Origin of the sequence: Vibrio sp. Isolate23, assembly GCF_022398095.1 — a bacterium.
In the GTDB taxonomy this organism is placed as follows: Bacteria; Pseudomonadota; Gammaproteobacteria; order Enterobacterales; family Vibrionaceae; genus Vibrio; species Vibrio coralliilyticus_A.
This window is the reverse complement of record NZ_JAKEUV010000001.1, coordinates 1,341,531-1,366,871: the sequence shown is the minus strand read 5'-3', so window position 1 is coordinate 1,366,871 and position 25,341 is coordinate 1,341,531. Positions and strand designations below refer to the sequence as shown.

22 protein-coding genes are annotated in these 25,341 nt (G+C 43.8%); 14 read left to right on the top strand and 8 right to left on the bottom strand.

What is annotated here, in order from left to right; translation table 11 throughout:
- Positions 1 to 195: 195 nt before the first annotated feature.
- On the top strand, positions 196 to 1,455 hold the full coding sequence (yjeH, locus tag L1D31_RS06105) for an L-methionine/branched-chain amino acid transporter (protein ID WP_239836158.1): 1,260 nt from the start codon (positions 196 to 198) through the stop codon (positions 1,453 to 1,455).
- Here yjeH and L1D31_RS06100 read toward each other — a convergent pair.
- A complete protein-coding gene (locus tag L1D31_RS06100; protein WP_239836157.1) occupies positions 1,448 to 2,206 on the bottom strand; it encodes a class II glutamine amidotransferase in 759 nt (252 codons plus the stop codon). The genes yjeH and L1D31_RS06100 overlap by 8 nt on opposite strands.
- A 37-nt stretch (positions 2,207 to 2,243) precedes the next feature.
- Positions 2,244 to 3,665 carry a PLP-dependent aminotransferase family protein gene (locus L1D31_RS06095; protein ID WP_239836156.1) on the bottom strand — a complete coding sequence of 474 codons (1,422 nt, stop codon included), beginning with the start codon at positions 3,663 to 3,665 and terminating at the stop codon, positions 2,244 to 2,246.
- Between the two features lie 96 nt (positions 3,666 to 3,761).
- On the opposite strand from L1D31_RS06095, the gene L1D31_RS06090 reads away from it, so the two are divergent.
- Positions 3,762 to 4,418, top strand: coding sequence for a pyridoxamine 5'-phosphate oxidase family protein (locus L1D31_RS06090; RefSeq protein WP_239836155.1), 657 nt, complete (start codon positions 3,762 to 3,764; stop codon positions 4,416 to 4,418).
- A gap of 59 nt (positions 4,419 to 4,477) precedes the next feature.
- Here L1D31_RS06090 and L1D31_RS06085 read toward each other — a convergent pair whose 3' ends face one another.
- The gene (locus tag L1D31_RS06085) at positions 4,478 to 5,479 is read right to left on the bottom strand and encodes an AraC family transcriptional regulator (protein ID WP_239836154.1); all 1,002 of its coding nucleotides are present in this window, start codon (positions 5,477 to 5,479) and stop codon (positions 4,478 to 4,480) included.
- Between the two features lie 108 nt (positions 5,480 to 5,587).
- On the opposite strand from L1D31_RS06085, the gene L1D31_RS06080 reads away from it, so the two are divergent.
- The 4 genes from L1D31_RS06080 to L1D31_RS06065 all read left to right on the top strand — a co-directional run bounded on the left by L1D31_RS06080 (position 5,588) and on the right by L1D31_RS06065 (position 10,783).
- Positions 5,588 to 5,911 carry an MFS transporter gene (locus L1D31_RS06080; protein ID WP_095571503.1) on the top strand — a complete coding sequence of 108 codons (324 nt, stop codon included), beginning with the start codon at positions 5,588 to 5,590 and terminating at the stop codon, positions 5,909 to 5,911.
- Positions 5,911 to 7,134, top strand: a complete 1,224-nt coding sequence (locus L1D31_RS06075; RefSeq protein ID WP_239836153.1) for a biotin/lipoyl-binding protein — start codon at positions 5,911 to 5,913, stop codon at positions 7,132 to 7,134. The genes L1D31_RS06080 and L1D31_RS06075 overlap by 1 nt, the downstream gene beginning before the upstream one ends.
- Positions 7,135 to 8,257: 1,123 nt before the next feature.
- On the top strand, positions 8,258 to 9,496 hold the full coding sequence (gene codB / locus L1D31_RS06070) for a cytosine permease (protein ID WP_239836152.1): 1,239 nt from the start codon (positions 8,258 to 8,260) through the stop codon (positions 9,494 to 9,496).
- 9 nt (positions 9,497 to 9,505) lie between these two features.
- Positions 9,506 to 10,783: a cytosine deaminase gene (locus L1D31_RS06065; protein WP_239836151.1), complete on the top strand. Its 1,278-nt coding sequence runs from the start codon at positions 9,506 to 9,508 to the stop codon at positions 10,781 to 10,783.
- A gap of 43 nt (positions 10,784 to 10,826) precedes the next feature.
- Here L1D31_RS06065 and L1D31_RS06060 read toward each other — a convergent pair whose 3' ends face one another.
- Positions 10,827 to 11,591 (bottom strand): TerC family protein, encoded by a 765-nt coding sequence (locus tag L1D31_RS06060; protein ID WP_239836150.1) that lies wholly within the window; start codon positions 11,589 to 11,591, stop codon positions 10,827 to 10,829.
- A 945-nt stretch (positions 11,592 to 12,536) separates the two neighbouring features.
- Between L1D31_RS06060 and L1D31_RS06055 the strand changes: the two genes are divergently transcribed.
- On the top strand, positions 12,537 to 12,989 hold the full coding sequence (locus L1D31_RS06055; RefSeq protein ID WP_239836149.1) for a cytidine/deoxycytidylate deaminase family protein: 453 nt from the start codon (positions 12,537 to 12,539) through the stop codon (positions 12,987 to 12,989).
- Here L1D31_RS06055 and L1D31_RS06050 read toward each other — a convergent pair.
- A complete protein-coding gene (locus tag L1D31_RS06050) occupies positions 12,972 to 15,620 on the bottom strand; it encodes an ATP-binding protein (protein WP_239836148.1) in 2,649 nt (882 codons plus the stop codon). The genes L1D31_RS06055 and L1D31_RS06050 overlap by 18 nt on opposite strands.
- Positions 15,621 to 15,741: 121 nt before the next feature.
- On the opposite strand from L1D31_RS06050, the gene L1D31_RS06045 reads away from it, so the two are divergent.
- The 7 genes from L1D31_RS06045 to L1D31_RS06015 all read left to right on the top strand — a co-directional run bounded on the left by L1D31_RS06045 (position 15,742) and on the right by L1D31_RS06015 (position 21,583).
- Positions 15,742 to 16,170, top strand: a complete 429-nt coding sequence (locus L1D31_RS06045; protein WP_239836147.1) for a hypothetical protein — start codon at positions 15,742 to 15,744, stop codon at positions 16,168 to 16,170.
- A 4-nt stretch (positions 16,171 to 16,174) separates the two neighbouring features.
- Positions 16,175 to 17,224, top strand: a complete 1,050-nt coding sequence (locus L1D31_RS06040) for a porin (protein WP_239836146.1) — start codon at positions 16,175 to 16,177, stop codon at positions 17,222 to 17,224.
- 322 nt (positions 17,225 to 17,546) lie between these two features.
- The gene (locus tag L1D31_RS06035; protein ID WP_239836145.1) at positions 17,547 to 18,983 is read left to right on the top strand and encodes a glyceraldehyde-3-phosphate dehydrogenase; all 1,437 of its coding nucleotides are present in this window, start codon (positions 17,547 to 17,549) and stop codon (positions 18,981 to 18,983) included.
- A 174-nt stretch (positions 18,984 to 19,157) separates the two neighbouring features.
- The gene (locus tag L1D31_RS06030) at positions 19,158 to 19,370 is read left to right on the top strand and encodes a hypothetical protein (RefSeq protein ID WP_239836144.1); all 213 of its coding nucleotides are present in this window, start codon (positions 19,158 to 19,160) and stop codon (positions 19,368 to 19,370) included.
- A complete protein-coding gene (locus tag L1D31_RS06025; protein ID WP_239836143.1) occupies positions 19,345 to 20,562 on the top strand; it encodes an alpha/beta fold hydrolase in 1,218 nt (405 codons plus the stop codon). The genes L1D31_RS06030 and L1D31_RS06025 overlap by 26 nt, the downstream gene beginning before the upstream one ends.
- Before the next feature lie 146 nt (positions 20,563 to 20,708).
- Positions 20,709 to 21,194 carry an acyl-CoA thioesterase gene (locus tag L1D31_RS06020; protein WP_239836142.1) on the top strand — a complete coding sequence of 162 codons (486 nt, stop codon included), beginning with the start codon at positions 20,709 to 20,711 and terminating at the stop codon, positions 21,192 to 21,194.
- 143 nt (positions 21,195 to 21,337) lie between these two features.
- Complete coding sequence (locus L1D31_RS06015) at positions 21,338 to 21,583, top strand: hypothetical protein (RefSeq protein ID WP_239836141.1); 246 nt, start codon at positions 21,338 to 21,340, stop codon at positions 21,581 to 21,583.
- Between the two features lie 15 nt (positions 21,584 to 21,598).
- Here L1D31_RS06015 and L1D31_RS06010 read toward each other — a convergent pair whose 3' ends face one another.
- The 3 genes from L1D31_RS06010 to malG form a co-directional block, all read right to left on the bottom strand.
- On the bottom strand, positions 21,599 to 23,251 hold the full coding sequence (locus L1D31_RS06010) for an ABC transporter substrate-binding protein (RefSeq protein ID WP_239836140.1): 1,653 nt from the start codon (positions 23,249 to 23,251) through the stop codon (positions 21,599 to 21,601).
- A 75-nt stretch (positions 23,252 to 23,326) separates the two neighbouring features.
- Entirely contained in the window at positions 23,327 to 23,917 is a 591-nt protein-coding gene (locus L1D31_RS06005; RefSeq protein ID WP_239836139.1) for an outer membrane beta-barrel protein, read from the bottom strand.
- A 530-nt stretch (positions 23,918 to 24,447) separates the two neighbouring features.
- Positions 24,448 to 25,338 carry a maltose ABC transporter permease MalG gene (gene malG / locus L1D31_RS06000; RefSeq protein ID WP_239836138.1) on the bottom strand — a complete coding sequence of 297 codons (891 nt, stop codon included), beginning with the start codon at positions 25,336 to 25,338 and terminating at the stop codon, positions 24,448 to 24,450.
- Positions 25,339 to 25,341: the final 3 nt, after the last annotated feature.

Genomic DNA, 25,341 nt, shown 5'->3' with positions numbered 1-25,341 from the left:
TTACTTCCTGTCATACCTCAACTTATCCTGTTGATTTCAGGTAATGTGACACAAAAAGCCGTTGGGCGAAAGAGTGCAATCTGCCTATTTACCTCCCTCAGTTCCGCCAAAGTGACATATAAATCCGACAAATTGTTTGCTGTGTTTCTCTTAATGTTTGAGTAAGCTATCAAAAAAAATTACGGGAAAGGAACCATGGGGCAGCTAAAACAAGAAATCACATTATTATCAGGCGTTGGGCAACTCTCAACGACCTTGCTGGGTACTGGCCTTTTTATGGTCCCCGCGATTGCAGCTGGCATCGCTGGTTCACTTTCTCTTTGGGCGTGGCTCATTCTATTTATTGCGATATGTCCGATTGCGCTGACCTTTGCTCAGTTAGGTAAGCGTTACCCGAACGCAGGTGGAACCGCGTATTTTGTACGTCAAGCATTTGATAAGCGCCTTGAAAAAAGCGTGGCTTGGTTATTTGTCAGTGTAATTCCCGTCGGTGTACCTGCCGCGGTGGCACTCGCCGCTGGCTTTTTACAACAATTACTGCCCGAAGCGCTGAACTCCTCTACTTTCGCCCAACTGCTAACGGTATTTCTGTTGATCGCTGTTAATCTGGCAGGCACAAAGTCATCGGGGCGCCTTCAGACGCTTATTGCGCTCAGTATCTTCATTCTGGTCGCAGCATTCTGGTGGAAAGGTGATATTGGTGCGCAAGATCTGACGATGCCAGCGCTCTCCTCCGAATCAACTTGGAGTATTGGGGCTGCACTAGCCGTTATGTTTTGGTGTTTTGTCGGGATAGAGGCTTTCGCACACATGGGAGAAGAGTTTAAAAACCCGCAAAGAGATTTCCCCATTGCGATCATTATCGGTTGTTTTGTCGCTGGAGCCGCTTACTGGGCCTGCTCCGTCGTTATTTTAAAGTTTGGTGCCTATGGAAGCAGCGAATTCGACAGCGCTTCCATACCTTGGTTATCAGAAATGCTGTTTGGTGAACAGTTTAAACTGCTCATCAGCGCCCTTGGGTTTGCTGCCTGTTTTGCTAGCGTCAATCTATACACACAGAGTCTCTCAAGAATGGTCTGGGCTCAGGCACGCGAATACAAACCTAAAAGCGCCTTAGCCAGAGTCTCAATTCGCGGCGTTCCGGCCAACGCAACTTTGGTAGTCGGCGTGGTGCTAGTGCTTTCATGTTTGGTCGGGGAAATTTCAGGCCTAGATCTTGAGTTTTTTCTAAAGCTGGCCAATGGCATTTTCGTTCTGGTTTACCTTTTGGCCATGCTTTCAGCCTATAAGCTCCTGACAGGTACCAGTAAATGGATGGCTGGCGTGTCATTGTTTATATGTACTGGCGTATTTATCTGCTTAGGTTGGTCAATGCTATATGCCGTCACTATTTTCGCCGTTCTTTCTCTCCCCTGGGGAAAGCGACGCTCTCTCAATCAAAGTCGGGCTAAATAGCATGATAGGTTACGGCGTCACCCTTTATAGACAAAATACTTTGCGCAGAGACTTTTCTCCAATCAGCGCTTTTTTCCAACGGCTCTGATGCCAGAGCAATGTTTGCGCCATCTTGTCGAATGAAGACGGTTGGCGCATCATTCGCTGAGCTATAACGCACGACCCAAAATTGCTCACCATCCGAAATACAAATCGATGCTTTCAATGGTTCTTCTATTCCTCTCGATGTCGCCAGCTGACCTATATCCTTGAGAGTTGTACGAATCGCTTCAACAGGCTGCTCACGTAGGCCATTTTGTAACATTAAAAGAAAGATAAGCTCGCTATCCGTTGTGCCCATGCGCTGGAGGAACAACGGCTCCGATAACTTCTTATGTAACTCATATTTTATTTGTTCAAAGCCCCCAATCTGACCATTATGCAAAAACATCCAATTATCGATGATAAACGGATGACAATTAGAACGAGAAACCTGAGTCCCTGTGGAAGAGCGAACATGGGCCATAAATCGATGGGAACGAATGTGGTGAGTTAATGAGCGCAGGTTTTCATCTCCCCAAGCCGGTAAGACTTCGTGGAACTGTCCTGGAGTGTCTCGCTCAGTGTACCAGCCCAATCCAAAGCCGTCGGCGTTGACCCTTGTTACGGCTTTTCTTGCATCGAGGCTTTGATGCACCAGAGAGTGCTCAGGTTCATACACCAATTCGTCTAAGTAAATTGACTCTCCCTGATAGGCTAACCAGCGGCACATATTCTTCCCTCAATTGATGACATTTTGTTCAATACAATCACGATTCAAATAATCGGGCAAGTGCTTGTATCCCGGGTTCGATCTCTTGCAATGGCGTATTACCAAAACCGAGCACGACCGCTCTCCACTCTCGATGACTCTCCTTGTTATGTTCATAATAGCTCAGTGGCCGAAGCACTATCCCATGCTTCGCGGCCCTTTTCACCCACTCATGCTCGTCTATTCTGCCGCTCCATTTTAGCGTGACATGCAAACCAGCAGCTTGGCTGATGATCGTAACCCGTCCACCGAATGCTTGTTCAATGGCTTGGCTGACAACTTCATGCTTTTGTTTGTAAAGTCGGCGCATTTTTCGTATATGACGCAGTAAATGGCCTTCAGCAATAAAGTCAGCTAACGTTTCCTGAGTATGCGATGGAGAGTCACCGCTCATGGCATCTTTGATTTCAAGACAGCGCTGAATTAAATTATCCGGCACCACCATATAACCTAACCTTAAGCCGTTAAACATCACTTTACTCAGTGAGCCAATATAGATCACGTGCTCATCCAGCCCCATTTGCCCTGCTAATCCCTGTAGGCTGGTATAGGGCCGATGTGCAAACTGAAACTCACTGTCATAATCATCTTCAATGATCCACCCTTGATTACTCGCCGCCCATTCAATCAACTTCAGACGATTTTCAGTGTTGATGGTCGTTCCCATCGGATATTGGTTACTCGGGGTGATGTATAGCGCTCGTGCTGTACTTTTCAGGACATCACTCAACTCAAAGCCTGTTTCTTGATGCACCGTCAAAGGTTCCAACTGATAGTGGTTGAGTTCGAGCACCTTGGTCATTTGGGCATACCCAGGCTGCTCCATCAGGACTTTCTCACCCTGCTCCAAAGTCGCTGCCATCGCAATGGTCAAAGCCTGCTGCGCGCCAGAAGTCACAATGATTCTTTGTGCTGAGCAGTGAACAGAGCGGCTAGAAGACAAGTAATCAGACAGCGCCGCTCTAAGCGCTTCACTGCCCTGAATATTTTGATTCCCGAGCAACACTGGGCGAAGAACATGCCGTTGCAACAACCGTTGCCATTTACTAAGCGGAAACTGTGAAAGATCTGGAACGCCAGGTGAAAATGACGAATTGATATCAAAGCAGTTGAACTCGACCGAAGGCGTACCCTGAGTCACGGTCGCTGGCACATATTTGTCCGGTAGCTCCACCGCAACGTAGAACCCCGAACCTTGCTTACTTTCTATGTAGCCTTCCGCCAACAGCTGCTCATAAGCCGCCGTCACGGTATTACGACTCACATTAAGCTCACTGGCGAGCTTGCGCGTCGAAGGCAACTTACCCTGCAATGGCCACAAGCTTTTCACTATTTTGGCTCGAATAGCATGAAATAACTGCTGTTGTAAGGTGCTCGCCCCACCTGAGAGGGTCAGATCTCCAATATCAATCAACGCCATTAACTGGACCTATAACTTTGTTAAAACTGGCTCTCAATAACATACCAGTTAAACATTAGATTGGAACCATAAGTTGCAAGCCAATGGAGAAACGCAATGCTATCAAACACAGAAAGGACCCAAATAAAAAAAGGCGCACACAAAGCCGTGTTCGAGGACAAACATCTTGAACAAATAATTGATGAGTCATTAATCGCCCATATCTCGATTAATGATGCTAACGGCCCTATTGTGATCCCTATATTGGCATGGCGTGTTGGTGAACATGTGTATATACATGGTGCGAACAACAGCCGATTGCTGCGCTCATTAAAACAAGGCCACCAAACCTGCCTGACATTCACACTATTCGATGGCTGGGTTTTAGCAAGATCGGCTTTTCACCACAGCGCTCACTATCGCTCAGCTGTCGTTTTCGGCCAATTTGAAGTAGTTGAAGAGAAGCAGGAAAAAGATCGTCTACTCAATCATTTTATAGAGCAGATTGCCCCCGGAAGAACGGAGCAGGTCAGATTAAGTAATGATAGAGAACTCGCCGCGACAATGGTGCTGAAGATGCCTTTAAGCGAAGCGTCAGTCAAAATCAGTCGTTTTGGTGTCAACGATGATGAATCCGATTTGGATCTTCCTGTGTGGGCTGGCGTCTTACCCTATCGGACGACAGTTGGCCCACTTGAGCCAGTAGAAGCATCCACACATTTGGAAGAACCCGATTACAGCAGTGCTTATGGTGAGCGTTGGTACAGCCGATAAAACTTCAGCTAACAAAGCGCCCATAGGCGCTTTATTTGGTGGTCATGCGATGGCTGTCTTTAAGAGTAGTAACGCTGAACGTACTGGTTTGGCGTCAGACCCCGATGTTTTTTAAACATGCGATTAAAGCTAGCGATATTCTGATACCCAAGGCGCTGAGCAATATCGTCAATCTCGATACCATGACGCATCATCTCTACCGCAATGTTACTCAGTACATAACCACTCACAGTGGTGAAGTTCATTCCTAGATTACGCAACCGACGTTGAAATTGCTGCACTGAGAGCCCGAGTAAGCTAGAAACATTTTCTACCGTTGGCAGCCCATAATGGCGGCTGTAGTTAAGAGTTTCATAAATCACTTTCACTTCATCTTCTGGGTCAGGCATATTAAGCAATTCGTCCAAGTCAGCAAAATTCATCGCCAGTCGCCCTTTCTGCAGCCTCGCTTGCTGCTTGGTAGCTAAACGCAGCTCCGAATGAAACCATATCTCCGTGGACGAGTGACTCCATTCCACCTCACAGCCAAAATATGCTTCATATTTAGCTGTATTCTTGCGGGAACCAGACAGTTGTACTCTGAGTGGAGAAAAATCCTGACCAAGATAAGTACGTAAGATCTTGGTGAGTGCCATCGCCATACGGACACTGTCGTGTACTTTACATTCAGGTTCGATCATCGGGTTCCGATACGCCCATTTGATCAGTGAACCACTCAGGGATGCAGATAGAAACGCTCCGCTTTGCAGACTACTAAATCCATAATTCACACGTCGAATGGTCGATGCGAGATCACTACCAGAAAGAAGCCAGTGAGAAATGACACCTATCTGTCCAACATCAACATCACGGTTGATATCGAGAATCACATCGGGGTTTCCTGTAACGCCCTCTAATTTTTCAAACCAGCGATTCACTTCAACCATTGGGACCAGCGTCATAGGATTGCGAAACGCAGATTCCGGAATCACCAGTTCGCCATCGTCAATTTGGTAACGCGAACTCGCTTCCTGATGAATATGTCGAATTCCCAACACACGCATGAAGCGCACTTTATCCATATACAGATCACATCAATTATACATTTAATATGAATCAATCTGTCACATACAAAGCTAATTTTCAAATCCGAAACACAATACAGATCCTTATTAATAATGGAGCCTTAAATGAGTTTATTAAGTGTCCCGTTCGTTGGAACCGGTGCAGACACCGCATTACATGTCGTCGCAACTATTGTCTTGATTGCGACTGTCGGTGCAGCTCTGTTTGGATTCTGGAAGTTTCACGAACTACCAATCAACAAAGCCCATAGCAAAGATCATCATCAAATAGGGCTGATAACGGCGCTGACATGGATTGGTTTCATCTGGCACTGGGTTTGGGTTGTCGCAGTCATTGTCGCTTTTATCGATATGGACAAAGCCATTGTCAACCTACGCGACACTTGGCGTCACGCACCCAACACAAAAGATAAACAGGAGGAGGCTTAATGTTAGAAGGTTTAGCTGTCTGGGCGCTTTTTATTTATCTGCTAAGACTGGTGGGTATGCCTTGGAATACCACGACCAAGTCATTCGCCTATTTAGGTGGGGTTTCTTGGCTGATGTTTGTTTGGGTCGGATTAATCAATTATACGCCAATGGATCTATCTGGCGGTTCGGTGGTGCAATCCCCTCATATCCAGTTACGCCCCGATTCTCCTAACGTAACAGGTAAAGTCGACAAGATTTACATTGAGCCCAACCAAAAGGTAAAGAAAGGCCAACTGATTTACGAGATCGACCCGACTCAATACCAAATCGCCTATAACCAAGCAAAAGTAGAAGAAGAGTCCGCGATGGTGGAGCTTGAAGTGGCATTTGAGGATGTTTCAATTTCACAAGCAACGTACGAGTCAATGGCTCAGGATTTGGAGACTACAGAAAGCCAACTTGCTGCTGCCAAAGCCGATTACAGTTTGCAGAACAAAATGTTAAAGCGTTACAGAGAGCAAAACCGTGTCGTGAATAACACCATCACTGCGAGCGATATTGATAAGCAGGAAACAGCCGTCACTAAGGCACGACACAACGTCTCAACCATAGAATCAAAGCTAAAAACAAAACAGGTGGACACTGAAAAAGCCAAACTCGCGATCACGAAATCGGAATTAGCGGTAAAATCTAAACATGCTGATTGGAAAAAGTCACAAGAGAAACTCGCAAAAGCAAAGTGGGAGCTGGACAGCACCAAAGTTCATGCACCTGCTGATGGCTTTGTTACCAACTTCATCTTGCGCGAGGGGCAGCGTGTCTCAATGTTACCTAGGCTGCAAATGTACACAGATGAGAAATACGTGCTAATGCGAGTCAATCATCAGGCGATTCGCAATGTTAAACTAGGACACAGTGCTGAATTTTCTTCTTCAGTCTACCCAGGTAAGATCTTTTCTGCTCAAGTTGAGGGGATAGTTGAAGCCACGGGAGAATCACAAAGCAACTTATTGGGCTTGGACGAATCGGTAAGAGTGACGACAGGAAAAAATGTACAAAATAAGCATCACTTCGTGCGCTTGAAAATAGAAGAAGCCGAGGGCTATGACATTCCCGTCGGTTCTGTTGGGCTCGCTTGGGTTAGCGGAGACAAACCAATCGGCTTTATGGCCTTCCTCGATGTTATCCGTGGCATCATCATTCGTATGAAGTCCCAGCTCTACTACTTCTATTCTATTTAGCCCATACTACCTACAGCCCGGTGAATCCGGGCTTTTGCTTTTCACTAACATAACCATAAAACGATCGCATTAGCTGTCAATTTCTATAGCTTTACCATACATGTCACTCAGCACAGCTATTTCAGCCAATATATTGAAATAGTAAAACATAAAAAAGCCAACATTCTCATCGTGCTAGCACTTTTCATTTCTTTGTTATCTCCAGTACGAATGAAACAGAAACTCAATCTCAAACACAGTGGTACTCTGAGCTTGGCAAGGTTTTCTAAACAAGAATGATAGGAAAGTGATGTAATGAAAGTCTTAAAGTGTGTGAAATACCATTAGCAATAACGTTTTAATTCGCAAAATGCAAATGCACATTGCAATTGAAAGTCGAAAAAATGCTATATTGCGCCCAAATGCTAGGCAATTACGCTCTATAAAAGTTGGCACATATACTGCATTTATTAAGGTGACCCTTCTTAAGCCGAGGGTCACCTAGCCAACTGACGTTGTTAGTGAACCAAATTTGTTCACACTGATTTAAGCCAATCTTACTTATTGAGGTTGGCTTTTTTTCTGTCTACTGCCAACACATCTATCATGGTTCGTCATTGCTACAATGGTGTGTCAGTTCAATGATCATCACATGGCACTTATACGCTCAATAATTGCACGCTTTCTCTTTTATCTTGTCTATTAAATTTCTTACGATTTAATGTGATAAATAACCACTATAGACTTTCTTCATTGCCAACGCCTCAAAATCAGACATTAGTTGATGCTTCCACACCAAAAATACTCAAAATCACGTCAACAGACGTTTGAAACAGAAACTTGGTGAAGCCAACGTATAAAGCCATTCTTACAGACACGCATTCATAACAAACTTGTTTAAATCTATTGGACTTACCTCTAAAAGTATCATTTAGAAACCGATAACATCATCTTTAATATTTTTTTTATTAAATTCATAATAAAACTATCTTTTTGTTTTATAAAAAATTAATTACAACCAATACCAAGCAAACGTTAAACCTTATGGATTTAGATTGACCAAGTGATATTTATCACCATAATAACGGCCGTTTATCTAGAATTTACTCACTTAAGTTTGTTTATCTATTTGTGGAGGTGATAGATGTCCGAAGATAACAACTACAGCCTGGGACCCGTTCCAACAACAGCCAGAAAAGGCGTCATCTCACTCACGATGGTGATGTTAGGCTTAACCTTTTTCTCCGCAAGCATGTGGACAGGAGGCTCACTCGGTACCGGCCTTTCATTTAATGACTTTATTCTCGCAGTCCTAATTGGCAATCTTATCCTCGGTATTTACACTTCTTTCCTCGGCTACATCGGGTCTTCTACTGGTCTCTCCACTCACCTTCTCGCTCGATTCTCATTTGGAACTAAAGGCTCATGGCTTCCTTCAGCTTTACTTGGTGGCACACAGGTCGGTTGGTTTGGTGTAGGTGTTGCGATGTTCGCTATACCCGTTCAAAAAGCGACAGGCATTGATACCAATACATTGATCATTGTGTCCGGTCTTCTAATGACAGCGACGGTTTACTTTGGCATTAAAGCGCTGATGGTGCTTTCAGCGATTGCTGTTCCTGCTATTGCGATACTAGGCAGCTATTCAGTATCCATGGCCGTCGATAGCGTGGGTGGATTTGAACAACTCAAGCTTATTCAGCCAGAAACGCCTATGGATTTCTCTGTCGCACTAGCAATGGTCGTAGGCTCATTTGTCAGCGCAGGTACACTCACCGCAGATTTTGTTCGCTTTGGTAAAAAACCAGCTGGCGCCGTGCTGGTCACTATGATCGCCTTCTTTATCGGTAACTCACTAATGTTTGTCTTCGGCGCCTCAGGGGCAGCAGCGACGGGTATGGCAGATATTTCGGACGTCATGATTGCTCAAGGCCTACTACTACCTGCCATCATCGTACTTGGGCTCAATATCTGGACCACCAATGAAAATGCTTTATACGCTTCAGGGTTAGGCTTTTCTAACATAACCGGACGCTCAAGTACTATGATGTCTATTATCAACGGTATCGTGGGCACCATCTTCGCATTGTGGCTGTATAACAACTTTGTTGGCTGGCTAACGTTCCTATCAACTGCCATTCCGCCGATTGGTGGCGTCATCATTGCGGATTTCTTGATGAATAGAAAACGCTACCAAAATTTCACTACGACAGAATTCAAAGACGTGAATTGGGCTGGTATTGTAGCAGTGGCAGTAGGTGTTGCAGCAGGTAAGTTTATCCCTGGAGTTGTACCAATCAATGCCGTATTGGGAGGCGCATTGTGTTACGTCGTGCTCAACCCACTTTTAAACAAGAAAACACTCGACACGCAATCCGCGTAAGGACGCATAATGACTAAGATATTGATCAAAAATGCAAAACTACAAGATCAAGAAGGATTGAAACAGATCCTGATTGAAAATGGTCAATTTCAACAGATCCTAGATAACGACATTGCTGTTAATCACTCTGGTGACATTTTAGATGCAGAAGGCGGACTCGCCGTTGCGCCATTTTGCGAGCCTCACATCCACTTGGACACAACTCAGACAGCGGGAGAGCCGAGCTGGAATATTTCCGGGACACTGTTCGAAGGAATAGAACGTTGGGCTGAACGTAAAGAAATACTTTCTATAGAAGATGTTAAAGCTCGTGCAAAACAGACTCTAAAATGGCAAATAGCCAACGGTGTTCAACACGTTCGTACTCACATTGACGTATCGGACCCGACGCTTGTCGCTTTGAAGGCGATGGTTGAAGTGCGTGAAGAGATGAAGGAATGGGTCGAGATTCAGATCGTCGCGTTCCCACAGGAAGGTATTCTCTCCTACCCTAATGGTAAAGAATTACTCGAAGAAGCGGTAAGGCTTGGCGCTGATGTTATTGGTGCGATTCCACATTTCGAATTTACACGAGAATATGGTGTTGAATCTCTACACTATGTTTTCGAACTGGCAAGAAAGTATAACCGCTTGATTGATGTGCACTGTGACGAAATTGACGACGAACAATCTCGCTTTGTCGAGACCCTCGCCGCCCTCGCGCATAAATATGAAATGGGAGATAAAGTAACAGCTAGTCACACAACAGCGATGGGGTCCTACAACGGCGCTTATGCGTCGAGGCTTTTCCGCTTGCTAAGAATGTCAGGCATTAACTTCGTCGCTAACCCACTCGTCAATATCCACTTACAAGGACGCTTCGATGAGTATCCAAAACGGCGTGGAGTCACTCGAGTTAAAGAAATGCTCAACGCTAATATCAACGTGTGTTTCGGCCATGATGATGTGTTTGATCCTTGGTATCCATTAGGCACCGCAAATATGCTTCAAGTGCTTCATATGGGACTGCACGTATGCCAAGTAATGGGCTATGATCAAATCAACAACTCCCTTGATTTGATCAGTACCAACTCGGCTCGTACTTTGAATATCCAAGATAGATACGGTGTCGAAGAAGGTAAGCCAGGAAACTTATTAATTCTACCCGCTGAAAACGGCTTTGATGCCGTTCGCCGTCAAGTTCCAGTCCGTTACTCAGTACGTCACGGAAAAGTCATCGCACAAACTCAACCTGCGGTTACGTCGATCCATTTGGAGAGTGAAGAAAGCATAACTTTCCGTCGTTAGCATCAACTGAATGAATAAAGGGAAGCACTGCTTCCCTTTCTATTTATGACCTAACGGTTCCTGCTTTGAGCTTAAATGGCCGGATCCGTTTTATTCGAACCGATTGCTTTTTCTTGAGTCGGATATGACACAGTTCTAATACTAAGCCAAACGCCATTGCAAAATAGACGTAACCCTTATTCACGTGGATAGCAAAACCTTCTGCCATCAACAATCCGCCAAGCAGCACTAAAAATAATAATGCCAATGTTTTAAACCCAGGGTATCGGCTCACTAGGTTATTAATCTTTTCCGCGGTTAGAACCATAACCACCGCTGAAGAGAGAATGGCAGCAACCATAATGGGCACTTCACTCGTTAATCCAACCGCAGTAATCACAGAATCCATCGAGAAAACGGCGTCCACAGCCACTATCTGTAGCAAAACCACAGCCAATCCAGTTCGAACATGAGTTGAATGTCCCGCTTCTTGGTGCGCTAGCCAGGCCCAAAGCTCCTTGAGACTTTTCAGCAATAAAAAGGCGCCACCTGCGATCATTATCAAGTCACGTCCGGTAAAGCTCGATGACATGATTTCCAATACAGGTTGTGTGAGCGACATTACCCATGAAATCGAGAAGACTAGGACAATTCGGGCAATAACAGCCAACGAAATACCCAAGTTACGGGCTAGTTTTCTCTGATGTGCAGGAAGTCGTTCACAAAGAACGGAAATAAACACAACATTATCGACGCCGAGTACCACCTCTAGTGCGAATAACGTTGCGAAGATAACCCAGGTTTCGGGTTGCATGAAAAGTTCTAACATAAAAAAGCCTCCTCGGATGAAGAAGCCGGAGAATGAATCAGTCGACTAAAGGGGTCGTCCATTTTAAGTTATTTACCTCTGTTACTTAGAAGCGGCCAGTTAATCATTCAATGAAATCATGCGCAAAGCTCTATTTGTAACAATTAGTAAAAGAAAACCCCACCAAGCTCTCACTTAGTGGGGTTTATTCTTACTCGCAGCAATCCGGCTACTATAGGTGCTCCCTGCATCTATTCCATGATAGTTCGCTGATTCCTTCAGCTCTGTCCTTATCATCGCCTTCCTAGCGGTGTCCTCGGCAATCCAGCCCGTTAGCTATCCTCGCTAACTCTCATCACTTTATCCTTAAGCGGTGTCCCTGAATCTATCATCCTGATAGAAATTGCCTTAGTCCTTTAAGCGTCCATTAACCTTCCTTGATGTAACCATCCTAGTTACTAGCGTCCAGCTAATGTCCTTCGCTTTCCTTGCCGACTGTTCATCCTGAGCAATCGAATCTTCGTCCTGAAGATGACCTGTCCATGGGTCTTTCCTGTTCCGTGTCCGCATCCTGCTGACCACTTAAGATTATGCCCCTCAGGTATTTTAACAATGACGAATTTCTCACATTGAAAGCGAAGCTGACGGGCAAAATCCAACAAAATATTTAAGATACAGTCACTTAAAATAAAGAACCTACAATTATCGCACCACTTATAGTCATTAAACTTACGCATTTGTAAGAGATCTCGCACAGAACCCCGAGCCATTAGTACCAAATCCACCCCTAATTCGACTGATAATATGTGATACGAATCACTATAAAAAGCCAAAGGACACACCTACCGAGGCTAACGCTCAGAATTTTACTGGACTATCTATACCGAAATTAGGATATTATTACCTGATCTCTATCACACTACTTTTTTCCCCTATACAGGGTTTGCTTCCTAGAGGAATGACTGAATGATTTCTAAATGGGCACAACGCTTTTACCAAATGGCTGTTCTTGTCGGCTCATGGAGTAAAGATCCTTCCACTCAGGTCGGTGCTGTCATTACAAAACAAAATCGTATCGTTTCTGTTGGATTTAATGGCTATCCACATGGCATTTCTGATAGTGCCATGACCGATGACAGAGAGATGAAATACCTCAAAACGCTACACGCAGAAGAAAATGCGATCCTATTCGCTAAACGCGACTTAGACGGCTGTGAAATTTGGGTGACACACTTCCCTTGCCCTAATTGCGCTGCCAAAATTATCCAGACTGGCATCTCCGCGGTTCATTGCCCAGAGCAAACAGATGACTTCCTATCTCGCTGGGGTGACAAGATCAAAATCAGCCAAGAAATGTTTCTCCAAGCCGGTGTGAAAGTAAACTGGTTACCGCTGGAAGACTTAAAGGACAACCTGTAGCCGTTCAAACGTATCGAATAGCTGCTGAGACTTATAAGGTTTAGGTAAGTAAGCATCCATCCCGGCGGCAAAGCAGCTATCTATTTCTTCAGGTAGGACACTGGCCGTTAAAGCAATGATCGGTGTTCTGCTTCTTCCCTGCTCTATCTCCCACGCACGAATATTCCGTGTTGCTGTCAGTCCATCCATAACTGGCATCATGCAATCCATCAATATTGCGGTGTACTGCTGCCCAGACTGAAACATATTGACTGCCTCTGCACCATTACTGGCAATCTGGTAGTTCATTCCAATCTTACTAAGGAAGAAACTCGCAATTTTTTGGTTCATCAAATTATCTTCTACGATCAACACACAACGGCTTTCATTTGAGCGAAGCGCTTGATTTTGTATTGGTTCAGCATGATTGCTATTCAGTTGAATAGAGTTGAGAGCTTTCGTAACCGCAGTTTCAAATCTGCTGCCGAGGAAGGGAAGCGTCAAATTAGATGATACCAGTGCTTCAGAATCTGGCAGCATAAACAGATGGTGCTGTAAACCAATGATTTCCGAGAAATTAAACCGTGCTCTAAGTGAGGCCAGATCTCTACGCGAACTGTGATGCGCATGATAACAATAAAAAATCAAATCGAATTGCTCATCTAGTTTTATACCTTCATTGGCATTTTCTAAAGTCGTTACCATCAAACCAAAGCGTTGTGATTCGCTCTCGATCAACGAGGTGTATCGGCTGTTATTGGTGATAAGCAACGCTTTGCCTTTTACTTTGTCCCTGCTTGACTCAACGACAGAGTTCGCAGGAATAGAAACGCGAAAACAACTTCCTAACCCCAGAGTAGAGTTGGCCGTGATACGCCCTCCCATCAATTCTGTAATCTGACGACAAATTGCTAGTCCTAACCCAGTCCCACCATATCTTCGAGTAATACTGCCATCTTCCTGAGTAAATGGCTGGAAAATCTCCTCCAGTTTTTCTTCATTAATGCCCACGCCGGTATCCGTGACACAGCAATCTAAATATGCTTGCTGTCCTTCATTGAGCATGGTGATCGTGACCGAGACTGTGCCATCTTGAGTAAATTTCACCGCATTGCTGAGTAAATTCATCAAAATTTGTTTAAATCGAAACTCATCAATATACAAACTATCTGGAATATTGTCAGAAAGCGTTGCTATAAGTTCTACCTGCTGTTTAAGTGCTTTAGTGCTGACCATATTCATTGCTTCAAAAGCGGATTCACGAATATCAGAATGACTTGGCGATAGGGTTAGATTTCCAGATTCAATCTTCGATAAATCGAGAATATCGTTGATAAGAATAAGCAGTGCATGTGAAGACACATCGATATCGCTAAGAATATCTTTTTGCGAAGAAGTTAGATGGCTGTCGGACAAGATCTCCGTCATACCTATGATACCGTTTAATGGCGTGCGGATTTCATGAGACATATTGGCTAAGAATAAGCTTTTTGCCTGATTCGCCGCTTCTGCATTTTCTTTAGCAATGACGAGCTCTTGCTCATACTGTTTTTGCGTCTTAATCACGTAATTCACACTGTGAGCAAACTTAGAAAATTCATCTTTACCATCTACGGGGATCAGTTCTACACTGCCACTATTTCGCATACTCCCCATCACAGAAAGTATGTGCGCCAATTTAGAATTGATTCTGTATAAGGTACTGGTCCCCCAAAAAAACATTCCCGCAAAGAGCATGAACCCCCCGATGGCTATCGCCAATAATGTATGTTCACTTCTCTTAATACTTATTTGAAGTTCTTCATGAAGTTTGTCTGAAAACACACCTAGCTGTTTTTCTACTAGAACATTACGTTGCTCAATAGCAGAGGCAAAGCCTTCTAATTTCTCTCGCTGACTGTCACTAAACAGCATGTGTTGCTTGTAGTAGCTCCCGCGTTGAAAATCTCGACTAGCAAAAACATTCAGTAACGTAGTGACTTGCTCGGAATCCGCTCCTAAATTGACAAATTGGTCTAGGTAGAACTGCTGCCTTTCACTGATCTTAAAGTACTCACTGGCGTATTCCGCATATGAGAGGCCCATAGCTTTGATTTCCTGCGCAATCCAAGCTTCTTGTTCCATCCAAAAATACAACCAACTCAAATCACTTAATACAAGATCCAGTTTATGTACTTTTAGCTCTGCACTATGACTCTCTATCGATTGAACGTCACTATAGAGATCGTACAAGACTGTGTAGATAAGACGACCTAATTCTAAGCTTCCATCGGAACTGACTGTAGCGAGCTCGGGGATAAGCTCATTAAGCTCCTCAATGTAGCTTAATGTATGATTAGAATCTCTAATGCCGTGATGTACATGCTCTTCGGTATGCGCTACCTCGGCAGCTAAATTCAATGATTGCTGGGCCATACCCAGTACCAAAGCCGCATTCTGTCCTTCCATGCGATGGTTAAGCGCTTGATATACATACTTAGAAAATGCAGACAAATGCCTGAGTGTTTGGTTTTTTTCGCTAATGACAGCGTAGCTGTGAAGTCTGTCCTGAATGCGAGTGACCGCATTGGCGCTAAACAGAATTATGACTAATGTAGGTATAAGGCATAAAATCAGCAACCGACTTTTTATAGATATATTAGTGAGTAGCATTGAGACTCGTTCCTTCGAATCATTTTTTAACCACTAGACCTATAATATTAGTTCATATTAACTTTGCTTCTTATTAACAAGGCTAAAATTAAGGTAATTTTTTGGGCTTCAAGGGGTATTCTTGCTTAAGCATCTGACAACCTTAACATTGCAACTTTTCTGTTTTCAGTCGCTGGCATGCAACTTTGCTATCGTGACCCTAAATACAGATATTCAAGCACTGCGATCAAACCAAGTAAAAATGCTCTATCGAGGCCGAATATCGAGTATCGAAGGGTACCCAATCAGGTTAATGGACCTGCCAAAACACTCAGAATATCGCCAAGACTTTTATCATTCCCTATTGAACAAAAGCCCAACTCAAATGAACGCAATCTGGGCACGTCAAACCTTCTCAGGAAAAGCGCCTGCACCGAGTGAAATTACTCAAGTATCAATAAAAGATATTACTTGGTGGCTAGATAATCACCCAAATGGCATAGCTTATGTTCCGATCAACTTAATTCCAGAACAAGCTCATGTCCTCTTTAAACTCTGTAATAAAGGCTAGGATTATGGAGATTCAACAAAGATCCTTACTGATAATCGCACTGATAAGCCCCCCTACCATAGCCCAAGTGCAACTCACTAATGAGTTAAGCCTGAGCGGCTTTGGTACCTTTTCTGCAGCCAAGAGTGACAACAATACTCCCGTGTTTTATGGCCGAGATATTACGCATGACTGGTGTTTTGACTGCGATAGCACACTAGGTTTACAGTTAGATTGGCAACTGCTTCCAAACCTACGATCCGTACTACAAGGCCTCAAACGTCCCCAAGATGCTTTCTCTTCGCCAACACTCGAAAGGGCCTTTCTCGAGTACTCCGCGGCAGATCATCGAATCAAGGTAGGTCGACTCCGTTCCCCCATGTTTATCATGTCTGAGTATTACTATGTTTCAAGCACTTACCCTTGGTTACGTCTTCCCGTAGATGTGTATGGTGGGCAGCTTGGCATTACCCATTTTGAAGGCACGTCTGTTGAACTAAATTACGAGTTTCTTAATCAATTTTATCTCAGCCTGACACCATTCTATGCATTAGCTAACGAGGAGGAATATGAACTATATGGGCAGTCTTTCACCTTGGATGTTAAAAGTGCTTATGGCCTTGGTGCCGACTTCTACTTTGAAGACAGCCAACTTCATCTGTCCTATACCGATGTCGAAGCACAACAAACATTTACTAACCAACATGAAATTTTCTTCAACATACACCTCCTTAGTTTAGGGGTTAGCTATACAATCAATGCTTGGCATTTTCAGGCTGAAACCCTGCTGTCTAATGAGCTCTATTCAAACTGGTATGCAGGAGTCGATTACCGCCTCTCAAAGTGGACACCCTATGTCCAATACGGACAGTCCCGAAAATCCAAAATGAGCAACAGCTATCTATTCGGTGTTAGATATTATTTCACGACCCAAATTAATACATCTTTGGAATGGCAAAGGATAGAGGGTCAAAAAAACGTGATCAGTGGACAATTCACTCAACTACAAAACTCGAGTGAAACGTTTGCTTCTAAGGTCGACCTGATATCCATAGGTTTATCGTTTACTTTTTAAGTAGTAATAGTGATGAAAATTACATTACAAAGCAAAACATCAACATTAATTACACTGGTTTTGTGTTGTGAGTATTTTTTGTCGAAAATTAAGTTAGGCAAATAAAAAATGTCAATAGGTCATATTGACAGAATATTTCCCATTTTGGTGGGCCATATCAGCGAGTTACTCTGCAATTATTTTTTCTAGCAGAATAAGATATTAAGCATTACAATCCTGCCGCATAAAAATTACATAATTAAAACACTTTATTATCTCTACTCGCTCCCCCTACACAGTGAAGTAGAGTCAGTCCTCAAAACGTGAAAGGTCCAAACAAACAATGAGTCCAGAGAAACACCTTCTTGACTGGCAAACTAGCCAAACGATTGCGGAAACTATCTCTCCCCTACTAGGTCAACTTTATCGCGAAAAAGGCGTAGAGGTTCTACTGTTCGGTAAAACTCTGGTTAATGCAGCGACCATTGATATCATAAAGACTCACCGTCTTGCTCGCCGCTACACTGGAACACCTCTTTCAGCGGAACAAACATTACCACTCATCAAAGCGCTGTCTGAAATGGAGCTATCGCCATGCCGTATTGATGTAGGCCAATTAGCGCACCAATTCTGGAAAGGTCGCGATGACGATCACGGTGTGAAAGACTTCCTGCATTCTTCTCTCATGGGCGCAATGAATGGTGAAACGGTCACTGAACCTCGTGATGTCGTACTTTACGGTTTTGGCCGAATTGGCCGCTTGCTCACTCGCTTATTAGTCGAGAAAAGTGGCCCAGGCTACCCACTGCGCCTTCGGGCTGTTGTAGTACGTGGTGGTAAAAAAGGTGACCTAGAAAAACGTGCTAGCTTACTTCGTCGTGACTCAGTACACGGCCAGTTCAATGGAAGCATCATCGTCGATGAAGAACGTAAGGCTATCATTGCAAACGGTAATTACATTCAGTTTATCTACGCTAATAAACCTGAAGAAGTGGATTACACTAGCTACGGTATTAACAACGCGCTTGTTGTCGATAATACCGGTGTATGGCGTGATGCTGAAGGGCTGAGCCAGCACTTAGAATGTAGCGGTGCCGAAAAAGTCCTCCTAACCGCTCCGGGCAAAGGCGATATCAAGAACGTTGTATTTGGTGTCAATGACAATGTGATTGATGCAGGAGACACCATTATTTCTGCGGCAAGTTGTACAACTAATGCCATAACGCCAATTCTGAAAGCAATGAACGACAAGTATGGCGTTGTTTCTGGCCATATTGAGACCGTGCATTCGTTTACTAATGACCAAAATCTGATCGATAACTTCCACTCTGGTGAACGCCGTGGTCGTAGCGCTTCCCTCAACATGGTTCTCACTGAAACGGGTGCAGCGAAAGCGGTTGCAAAAGCGCTTCCTGAACTTGCTGGTAAGCTTACAGGTAACGCAATCCGAGTTCCTACTCCAAATGTCTCAATGGCGATTGCTAACCTCAACCTAGAAAAAGGGACAGACAAAGATGAACTAAACGCTTACTTACGCGAAATGGCGTTGGCGTCTGAACTATCGGCACAAATTGACTATACAGAGTCAACAGAAGTGGTTTCTACGGACCTAGTCGGTTCACGTTTTGCTGGTGTAGTCGATGGGGCCGCAACCATCGCTCAAGATAACCGCTGTGTTTTATACATTTGGTATGACAACGAATTCGGCTACAGCTGCCAAGTCGTCCACTGTATGGAACAAATGATGGGTGTTCGTTACAAAACTTACCCGTCAAAGTAACCAAATATCGCCCCTGAAAACGCTCAGGGGCAAACCTCCACAACACAACTATAAAGATACACCCCCGTACTTGCCGTTTTCATTCGAAAGCGGCTTTTTTATTGATACAGGTTTTATTCATCTTTGATTCATTTCCTTTCGTTTAATATTCGTATTAAAAGAGAGGTATGAGTTATGAATAGAATGATTTCGAGCGTACTTGCGTTGTTTATTGGATTCTTTACCATTATTTTTGGCCTGCTCCTCGCGATTCCCCTAACAATCGTGGCTCTGATTACCGGCAAAAAAATTGAGAAAGCGATAAAGAAAAACGCTAATGCGTATCAACAACCATCAAAAGGCTCTGTGTTGGAGGGAGAGTATGAAGACGTGTCAAAATCAAAGTAAAAGAGAAAAACTTGAATATATGATGCGTAAAAAAACAGCTTTGGTCTTTTATTTTGCAGCCGCTGTGACGGCAGGTCTAGTTGGCTGCAGTACTCCTTCTAAAGACCCCGCCTATGACAAAGCTGACACACTACCAAACTATCAACAAAGTAGTTTTGAAAGCTACCTAGAAGAGACCAAAGCTTGGTTAGCGGACAACCGTTTGTTCATGGCCGATGACCTACAACAGGAGTTGGACCAAGTCCTGCCGCATGAATATATTCCAAATCAGCCAAACGGGCAGGGAGTACTCTTAGTTCATGGTTTGGGTGACTCTCCCTACTCTTTCATTGATGTCGCCACCCACCTCGCTGAACAAGGCTATTTGGTAAGAACGGTCCTACTTCCTGGCCATGCCAGCAAAGTGGGCGATCTGCAGTTATCCACTCTTGCTGATTGGCAAGGCGTTGTAAAACACCATATCGAACTGCTTAAGAAATACACGGATTCTATTTGGGTTGGGGGCTACTCGACCGGTGCTAATTTAGTCACGTCTGAAGCGTTAAGCGACAAAAGCATCAATGGTGTACTTCTTTTCTCTCCAGCATTTGAACCGGGCTCTTCCGCTGTCAAATTTGCTGAATTAGCAAGCTACTTCATTACCTGGGCAGATCAGGATCCTGAAGATAACCCCCTACGTTACAATTCTTTGCCGATGAACGCAGCAGCGATCTACTATCAGACTTCTTCCGATGTCAGAGAAAAACTCGCGTCAGCAAACTATGACAAGCCCGTATTCATGCTCATGAGTGAGGGGGATAGTGTTATCAATACCCAGTATTCTATCGATATGTTCTCGCACCGAATGACAAACCCTAACAATCGTTTAGTTTGGCAAGGGGAACACGATCTGAATGACTCTCGATCGACACGTTTTAGTATGATATTGCCAGAACAGCGAATTTCAAATGGCTCTCATATGGGATTACTCTTCTCTCCGGATAATCCCAACTACGGAGTCAATGGCGCTCATCTTATCTGCTCCAATGGTCAAGAGGAAACAGATGCAGCAAAATGCGCTGAGGGTGAAGAAGTATGGTTCTCCGCATGGGGCTATACCGAACCCGGTAAGATTCACGCTCGTTTAACGTACAACCCCTATTTTGAGCAAAGCATGAAAATCATGGACTCGGTCATGACGCCACGTACCTGATCCTATCTGCTTCTTCCGCCTCTGTTCTGGCTGCTTCTGTTTCTGGGGCTAAAGCCATTTTTCGACTAAGCTGGAATTATTGATTGCAGTTTATTGAAGTGTTTGTTAATAGTTTTAACAAACACATAAAAACGAAGGATTGACAGATGAGTAATGGCCAACGCGATATAACACTACGCTTTCTAGCTGAGCCCGGAGATGTCAATTTTGGTGGCAAAGTCCATGGTGGCGCTGTCATGAAATGGATTGACTTAGCAGCGTATGCCAATGCTGCTGCATGGAGTGGCCAATACTGTATCACAGCTTACGCTGGTGGCATCCGATTTGTAGCGCCGATACACGTTGGTAACCTCGTTGAGGTAAGTGCAAAAGTGATATACACGGGAAAAACGTCCATGCACATTGCCATTGACGTTCAAGCCAGTGACCCGAAAGAGCTAAAAAACCGCCTAACAACGCATTGTATTGTCATTATGGTTGCGGTAGATGGAGAAGGTAAGCCTTCTCCAGTCCCTGAATGGATTCCAGAAACCAAAGAAGATATTGAGTTAAGAGACTCTGCGATTCGTTTGATGAACATGCGTAAACAAATAGGCGAAGAAATGGAAGCACATGTAAAGTATTTGAAATAGTCACTCTGTCCTGCAAAGAGGCTGAAAAGCCTCTTTTTTCAACTTTATTAGTCAGTTTTGAGCAAACGCAACCTCTCTGTCATTTTTCCTTCATCTTAATTTGATTAAATCCGCAATCGATTAGTTAGAAGGAAGGACACGGTTTGAACCTTAGCCACACCACTCTCAGCGAAACCACACTGGCCAACCCCAAAGCCGTAGAGTACCAATGGGTTCGTACGATGTATGTGGAGGGCTATGCCGATGATGAGATTAATCATTACATCCAAACCTGTTTTGGCGGTGACGATACCTTCGCTGATCTATTTCGTAGGGTTGCTCTTTCTCAGGAAAGTATTTACGTTCTACTCCAGTATTTAGGCTGCGCGCCTTCTAATCGCGAATTTTAACCCAAACGACACTGACTATTTAGAAATCCAGAGTTTGTAAAAATCGCTATACCCTGTTGGCCTAATTTGCACACCACGAACTTGCTGCACTTTCGTTACTTCCTCTTTCCCACAAAAAAGCGCTACACAACGTTTACTCTCATATAGCTCTTGCTCTATTTTCTGTAACTCGACAAGAGGCACGTGTGCACTCACTGCTTGACGAATTCTCTGTTGATGATCTTCCATGTCCCGTTCATTTAATGCAAAACGTAGTCCCGTCGAGATAGATAGCCATTCAAACAGACCGTATTCAAGAGGCGCCTCGACTATCTCTTCGATCAACATCAGATCAGCATGTGCAGTGGCTGCCTCAGGGTGACTAATGTCTTCGACAATATGAACGTCAAGTTCTAGCCCCGTTGAACGGATCAGTCTATGTAACCATTTTGCATTACGAATTAAACTGGGAATGGTCCAAATAGGCTCTGCAATCACCACTCGACCTTTAAGTTTTGGAGGTTCAACCGGCAACATATTTTCCGATAATTGTTGGAGATCTACCCCCTCAACAGCGTTATCTTCATCATAATCGTATTTACTTTGGGCAATGTAGTTGGCTAAAGCATCCCAAGTAGCTAGGCTTAGCTCACTGTCGGCACGCTCATGATAGGTGAGATAAGAGAAGGCATTGATTGATTCTACTTCAACTTCGCCCACTTCCTGATTAAAGCTAAGCGCATTTTCAATGATCTCAGTGTTGTGAGACAGCGTCACCTTTTCTATCAAAGCCCGTGCAGCGTAATAATCATTGTGAGCTTTGAGAGAAAGGCTTTCTTCATTCCATCTATCAACCTTATACGGACCGGTTCCGACATGGCAGGTATAACCATTACCAAAACATAGCTGATCTCGACAAATAATAGACGCGTAAGGCATTGCCAAAGCGTAAATAAATAATTTATTGGGAAAGTTCAGTGTAATCTCGACTTTATCGGAGGCAGTAATATCTATTGTTTCAATACCACTCACCAGATCTCGAACCGGGCCAGAATAATCGCGTAAACGCTCCAAGCTCCAAACCACATCCTCTATTGCAAGCAACTCACCATCATGTCGGTAAATCAATGGTCTAAGCCACAAACTGATCACATTGTCATTCTGTTCCCAATGATGGGCTAACCCAGGCAGTAGGCTGCCGTCTTGGTCTTGTCTTATCAAAACATCGTAAACACTTTTTATGACTTGCAACTCTGAGGCGCGATAAGTTTGGGCAGGGTCAATGGTATTGACCCAAGGATAGGAGGAAATAAATACTGAGTTAACTTGCTCGTTTCTCTCGTTAAACTCTTCAGCAGCGACACTGAGTGCTCGAATCGCAACTAATCCATAACTTTCAAGCAATTTCGTAATGACTTTAGACTGCGCTTGTTCGAGTTCATAAAGAAAAACAATGGAGAGAACTTGTTGGAGAGATTTTTTTACCTTAAGTTTACTGCTCTTGCCACGCCCTACTGCAGGCTGCCAATACACCCAGCCAATATTCGCTAACTTACCCATTACGGTTGAAACATTGCGTCTTGAGGTGCAAAGCACAGTCTCAAGTTCACCAAGACCAACTGAGTAAACCTGATTAAGCTGGTACTTTTTAAGTAGCAACTCAAGGTATCTTATATTCACATCGTTCACGAATACTCCAGAATTCATCACCCCTGTTTAAGAAGACATAAGGAGCTCTAAAAATAGAGCTCCTTCGTTTCATGGCTAGAAGTGATAACTTAAACCTAGTGACAGAGTGGTAATATCTGACTCTACACTCAAGGTTTCGTTACCAATTTTAACTACCTCAAGCTCAGGCCTAATGTAATCAAGCTCAGCACTCAGCTTGATATTTTTAGAGATTGCAAACTCAGCGCCTGCACCATACATTCCTGTGATAGCCTCATCAGAAACTGTAGCATAGCTCGTTTTGAACTCAGCACCAAAGTAAGCGAGCCCCCCTTTCACAAATAGATTGAATCGATCACCAATTGGCAGAATACCTTTAGCTTGTGTTGCCAAAAACGCCATATCACCAATAGACACATAAGAGCCATCGATAGCATCATAGCCACCAAGTGAGCCTTCTATCGCGAAATAATCATTGAACTGATAACCAACAAATAGCTTCGCTGCCGTGCTGTCATCATCTTCCAAGTCTAACTTGTATGAGCCGTTTCCAAATAGAGTGGTGTTGTAAGAAGAGTAAGTGTCTTTAAACTTAGCTTGACCTACTGCCACACCAAGATAAGGGTTTGCGTTTGCAACCGAACATATTCCCGCAAGTGCGATCACGAAAATTGATTTTTTTAACATTGTATCTACTGCCTATCTTATTGAACTTTCAGATTGACACTTCCCTATGTAGCCAATGTTTTCCTTACCATTGGGTTTCGAAACAGAACTGATAATAGAGCTTTGCTTATCAATAAAACACGCAGAATATTTTCGTAAATTTTCTACTTTTTTATTCACTACTCAAAATAAAGGTCACTTTTCTTTCATTTCTGTATGTAATTCAGCAAAGAATAGGCTCCGTTTTCCCTTTAAGAACCAGTGGCACGCCACTGACATACTATTTCTGTAAGTAACTACATTTCATTGAAATTAAACGATAAGTAAGACTGTTGCCGAATGAATACGTAGTGAAAAGATATAAAAAAACCCGAGTAAACTCGGGTCTTGGTTACAAAAACTGTTAGTAGTGAAATAGTAAGGAATCTAAGCTAACAGCCAGCTATGCGTAACGCCAGTTTTGCTCCCTTCTTAACTGATCGGCGGCCAAACCAAAAGTGTTAAGTCGAGAAACAAAATGGGCGACCTCGCAGTCGCCCTTATCGTTCTTATTAGCCTTTCACACCACCGGCGGTTAATCCTCCGACCAACCAGCGCTGCGCAAGTAAGAATACGACAGTAATTGGTAGTGCAGATAATACTGCTGCTGCTGCGAAATCTCCCCACAAATAGTTCTGAGGGTACAGATACTGCTGCATACCAACCGCTAATGTGTATGAGTCTACATCAGAAAGTAGCAAAGATGCCACTGGAACTTCACCCACTACCATAATGAATGACAAAATAAACACTACTGCAAGAATCGGCACCGACAAGGGTAATAGTACCAATCGGAACGCTTGCCATGGGGTTGCACCATCCAATGCTGCCGCTTCTTCTAGAGAGTTATCAATGGTTTCGAAGTAACCTTTTATCGTCCATACGTGCAGTGCGATACCACCTAAGTAAGAGAAAATTAAGCCGCCGTGCGTATTGAGTCCTAAGAATGGAATATACTGACCTAGCTTGTCGAATAGAGCATAAATCGCTACTAGGGCTAGTACGGCTGGGAACATCTGAAAAATCATCATCGCTTTAAGGATGGTGTTTTTACCCTTGAACTTCATACGTGCAAACGCATAAGCAGAAGTTGTCGAAAGCGACACGATAAGAATCGAGCTGATGCCAGCCACTTTAACTGAGTTCCATAACCATGTCAGAACCGGGAATGGAGGCGGGGTCACCGAACCATCCGCATTCGTCACAGAGAAACCTAATGCTAACTTCCAGTGCTCCAGCGATGGATTCTCAGGAATAATACTGCCGGTTGCGAAGTTACCTTCACGGAAGGAAATCGCGATGATCATCAACAATGGGAAGATGATCAGTGCTAGAAACGCCCACATTGCAATATGAGTAGCCCAAACACGGTATTTTAATGACTTGCCTTGTACCATTGCCATTAT

What these genes read in the sequence shown, in the direction of transcription:
- yjeH (WP_239836158.1), top strand. Translation starts at nt 196, where the DNA reads ATGGGGCAGCTAAAACAAGAAATCACATTATTATCAGGCGTTGGGCAA.
- L1D31_RS06100 (WP_239836157.1), bottom strand. Translation starts at nt 2,206, where the DNA reads ATGTGCCGCTGGTTAGCCTATCAGGGAGAGTCAATTTACTTAGACGAA.
- L1D31_RS06095 (WP_239836156.1), bottom strand. Translation starts at nt 3,665, where the DNA reads ATGGCGTTGATTGATATTGGAGATCTGACCCTCTCAGGTGGGGCGAGC.
- L1D31_RS06090 (WP_239836155.1), top strand. Translation starts at nt 3,762, where the DNA reads ATGCTATCAAACACAGAAAGGACCCAAATAAAAAAAGGCGCACACAAA.
- L1D31_RS06085 (WP_239836154.1), bottom strand. Translation starts at nt 5,479, where the DNA reads ATGGATAAAGTGCGCTTCATGCGTGTGTTGGGAATTCGACATATTCAT.
- L1D31_RS06080 (WP_095571503.1), top strand. Translation starts at nt 5,588, where the DNA reads ATGAGTTTATTAAGTGTCCCGTTCGTTGGAACCGGTGCAGACACCGCA.
- L1D31_RS06075 (WP_239836153.1), top strand. Translation starts at nt 5,911, where the DNA reads ATGTTAGAAGGTTTAGCTGTCTGGGCGCTTTTTATTTATCTGCTAAGA.
- codB (WP_239836152.1), top strand. Translation starts at nt 8,258, where the DNA reads ATGTCCGAAGATAACAACTACAGCCTGGGACCCGTTCCAACAACAGCC.
- L1D31_RS06065 (WP_239836151.1), top strand. Translation starts at nt 9,506, where the DNA reads ATGACTAAGATATTGATCAAAAATGCAAAACTACAAGATCAAGAAGGA.
- L1D31_RS06060 (WP_239836150.1), bottom strand. Translation starts at nt 11,591, where the DNA reads ATGTTAGAACTTTTCATGCAACCCGAAACCTGGGTTATCTTCGCAACG.
- L1D31_RS06055 (WP_239836149.1), top strand. Translation starts at nt 12,537, where the DNA reads ATGATTTCTAAATGGGCACAACGCTTTTACCAAATGGCTGTTCTTGTC.
- L1D31_RS06050 (WP_239836148.1), bottom strand. Translation starts at nt 15,620, where the DNA reads ATGCTACTCACTAATATATCTATAAAAAGTCGGTTGCTGATTTTATGC.
- L1D31_RS06040 (WP_239836146.1), top strand. Translation starts at nt 16,175, where the DNA reads ATGGAGATTCAACAAAGATCCTTACTGATAATCGCACTGATAAGCCCC.
- L1D31_RS06035 (WP_239836145.1), top strand. Translation starts at nt 17,547, where the DNA reads ATGAGTCCAGAGAAACACCTTCTTGACTGGCAAACTAGCCAAACGATT.
- L1D31_RS06030 (WP_239836144.1), top strand. Translation starts at nt 19,158, where the DNA reads ATGAATAGAATGATTTCGAGCGTACTTGCGTTGTTTATTGGATTCTTT.
- L1D31_RS06025 (WP_239836143.1), top strand. Translation starts at nt 19,345, where the DNA reads ATGAAGACGTGTCAAAATCAAAGTAAAAGAGAAAAACTTGAATATATG.
- L1D31_RS06020 (WP_239836142.1), top strand. Translation starts at nt 20,709, where the DNA reads ATGAGTAATGGCCAACGCGATATAACACTACGCTTTCTAGCTGAGCCC.
- L1D31_RS06005 (WP_239836139.1), bottom strand. Translation starts at nt 23,917, where the DNA reads ATGTTAAAAAAATCAATTTTCGTGATCGCACTTGCGGGAATATGTTCG.
- malG (WP_239836138.1), bottom strand. Translation starts at nt 25,338, where the DNA reads ATGGCAATGGTACAAGGCAAGTCATTAAAATACCGTGTTTGGGCTACT.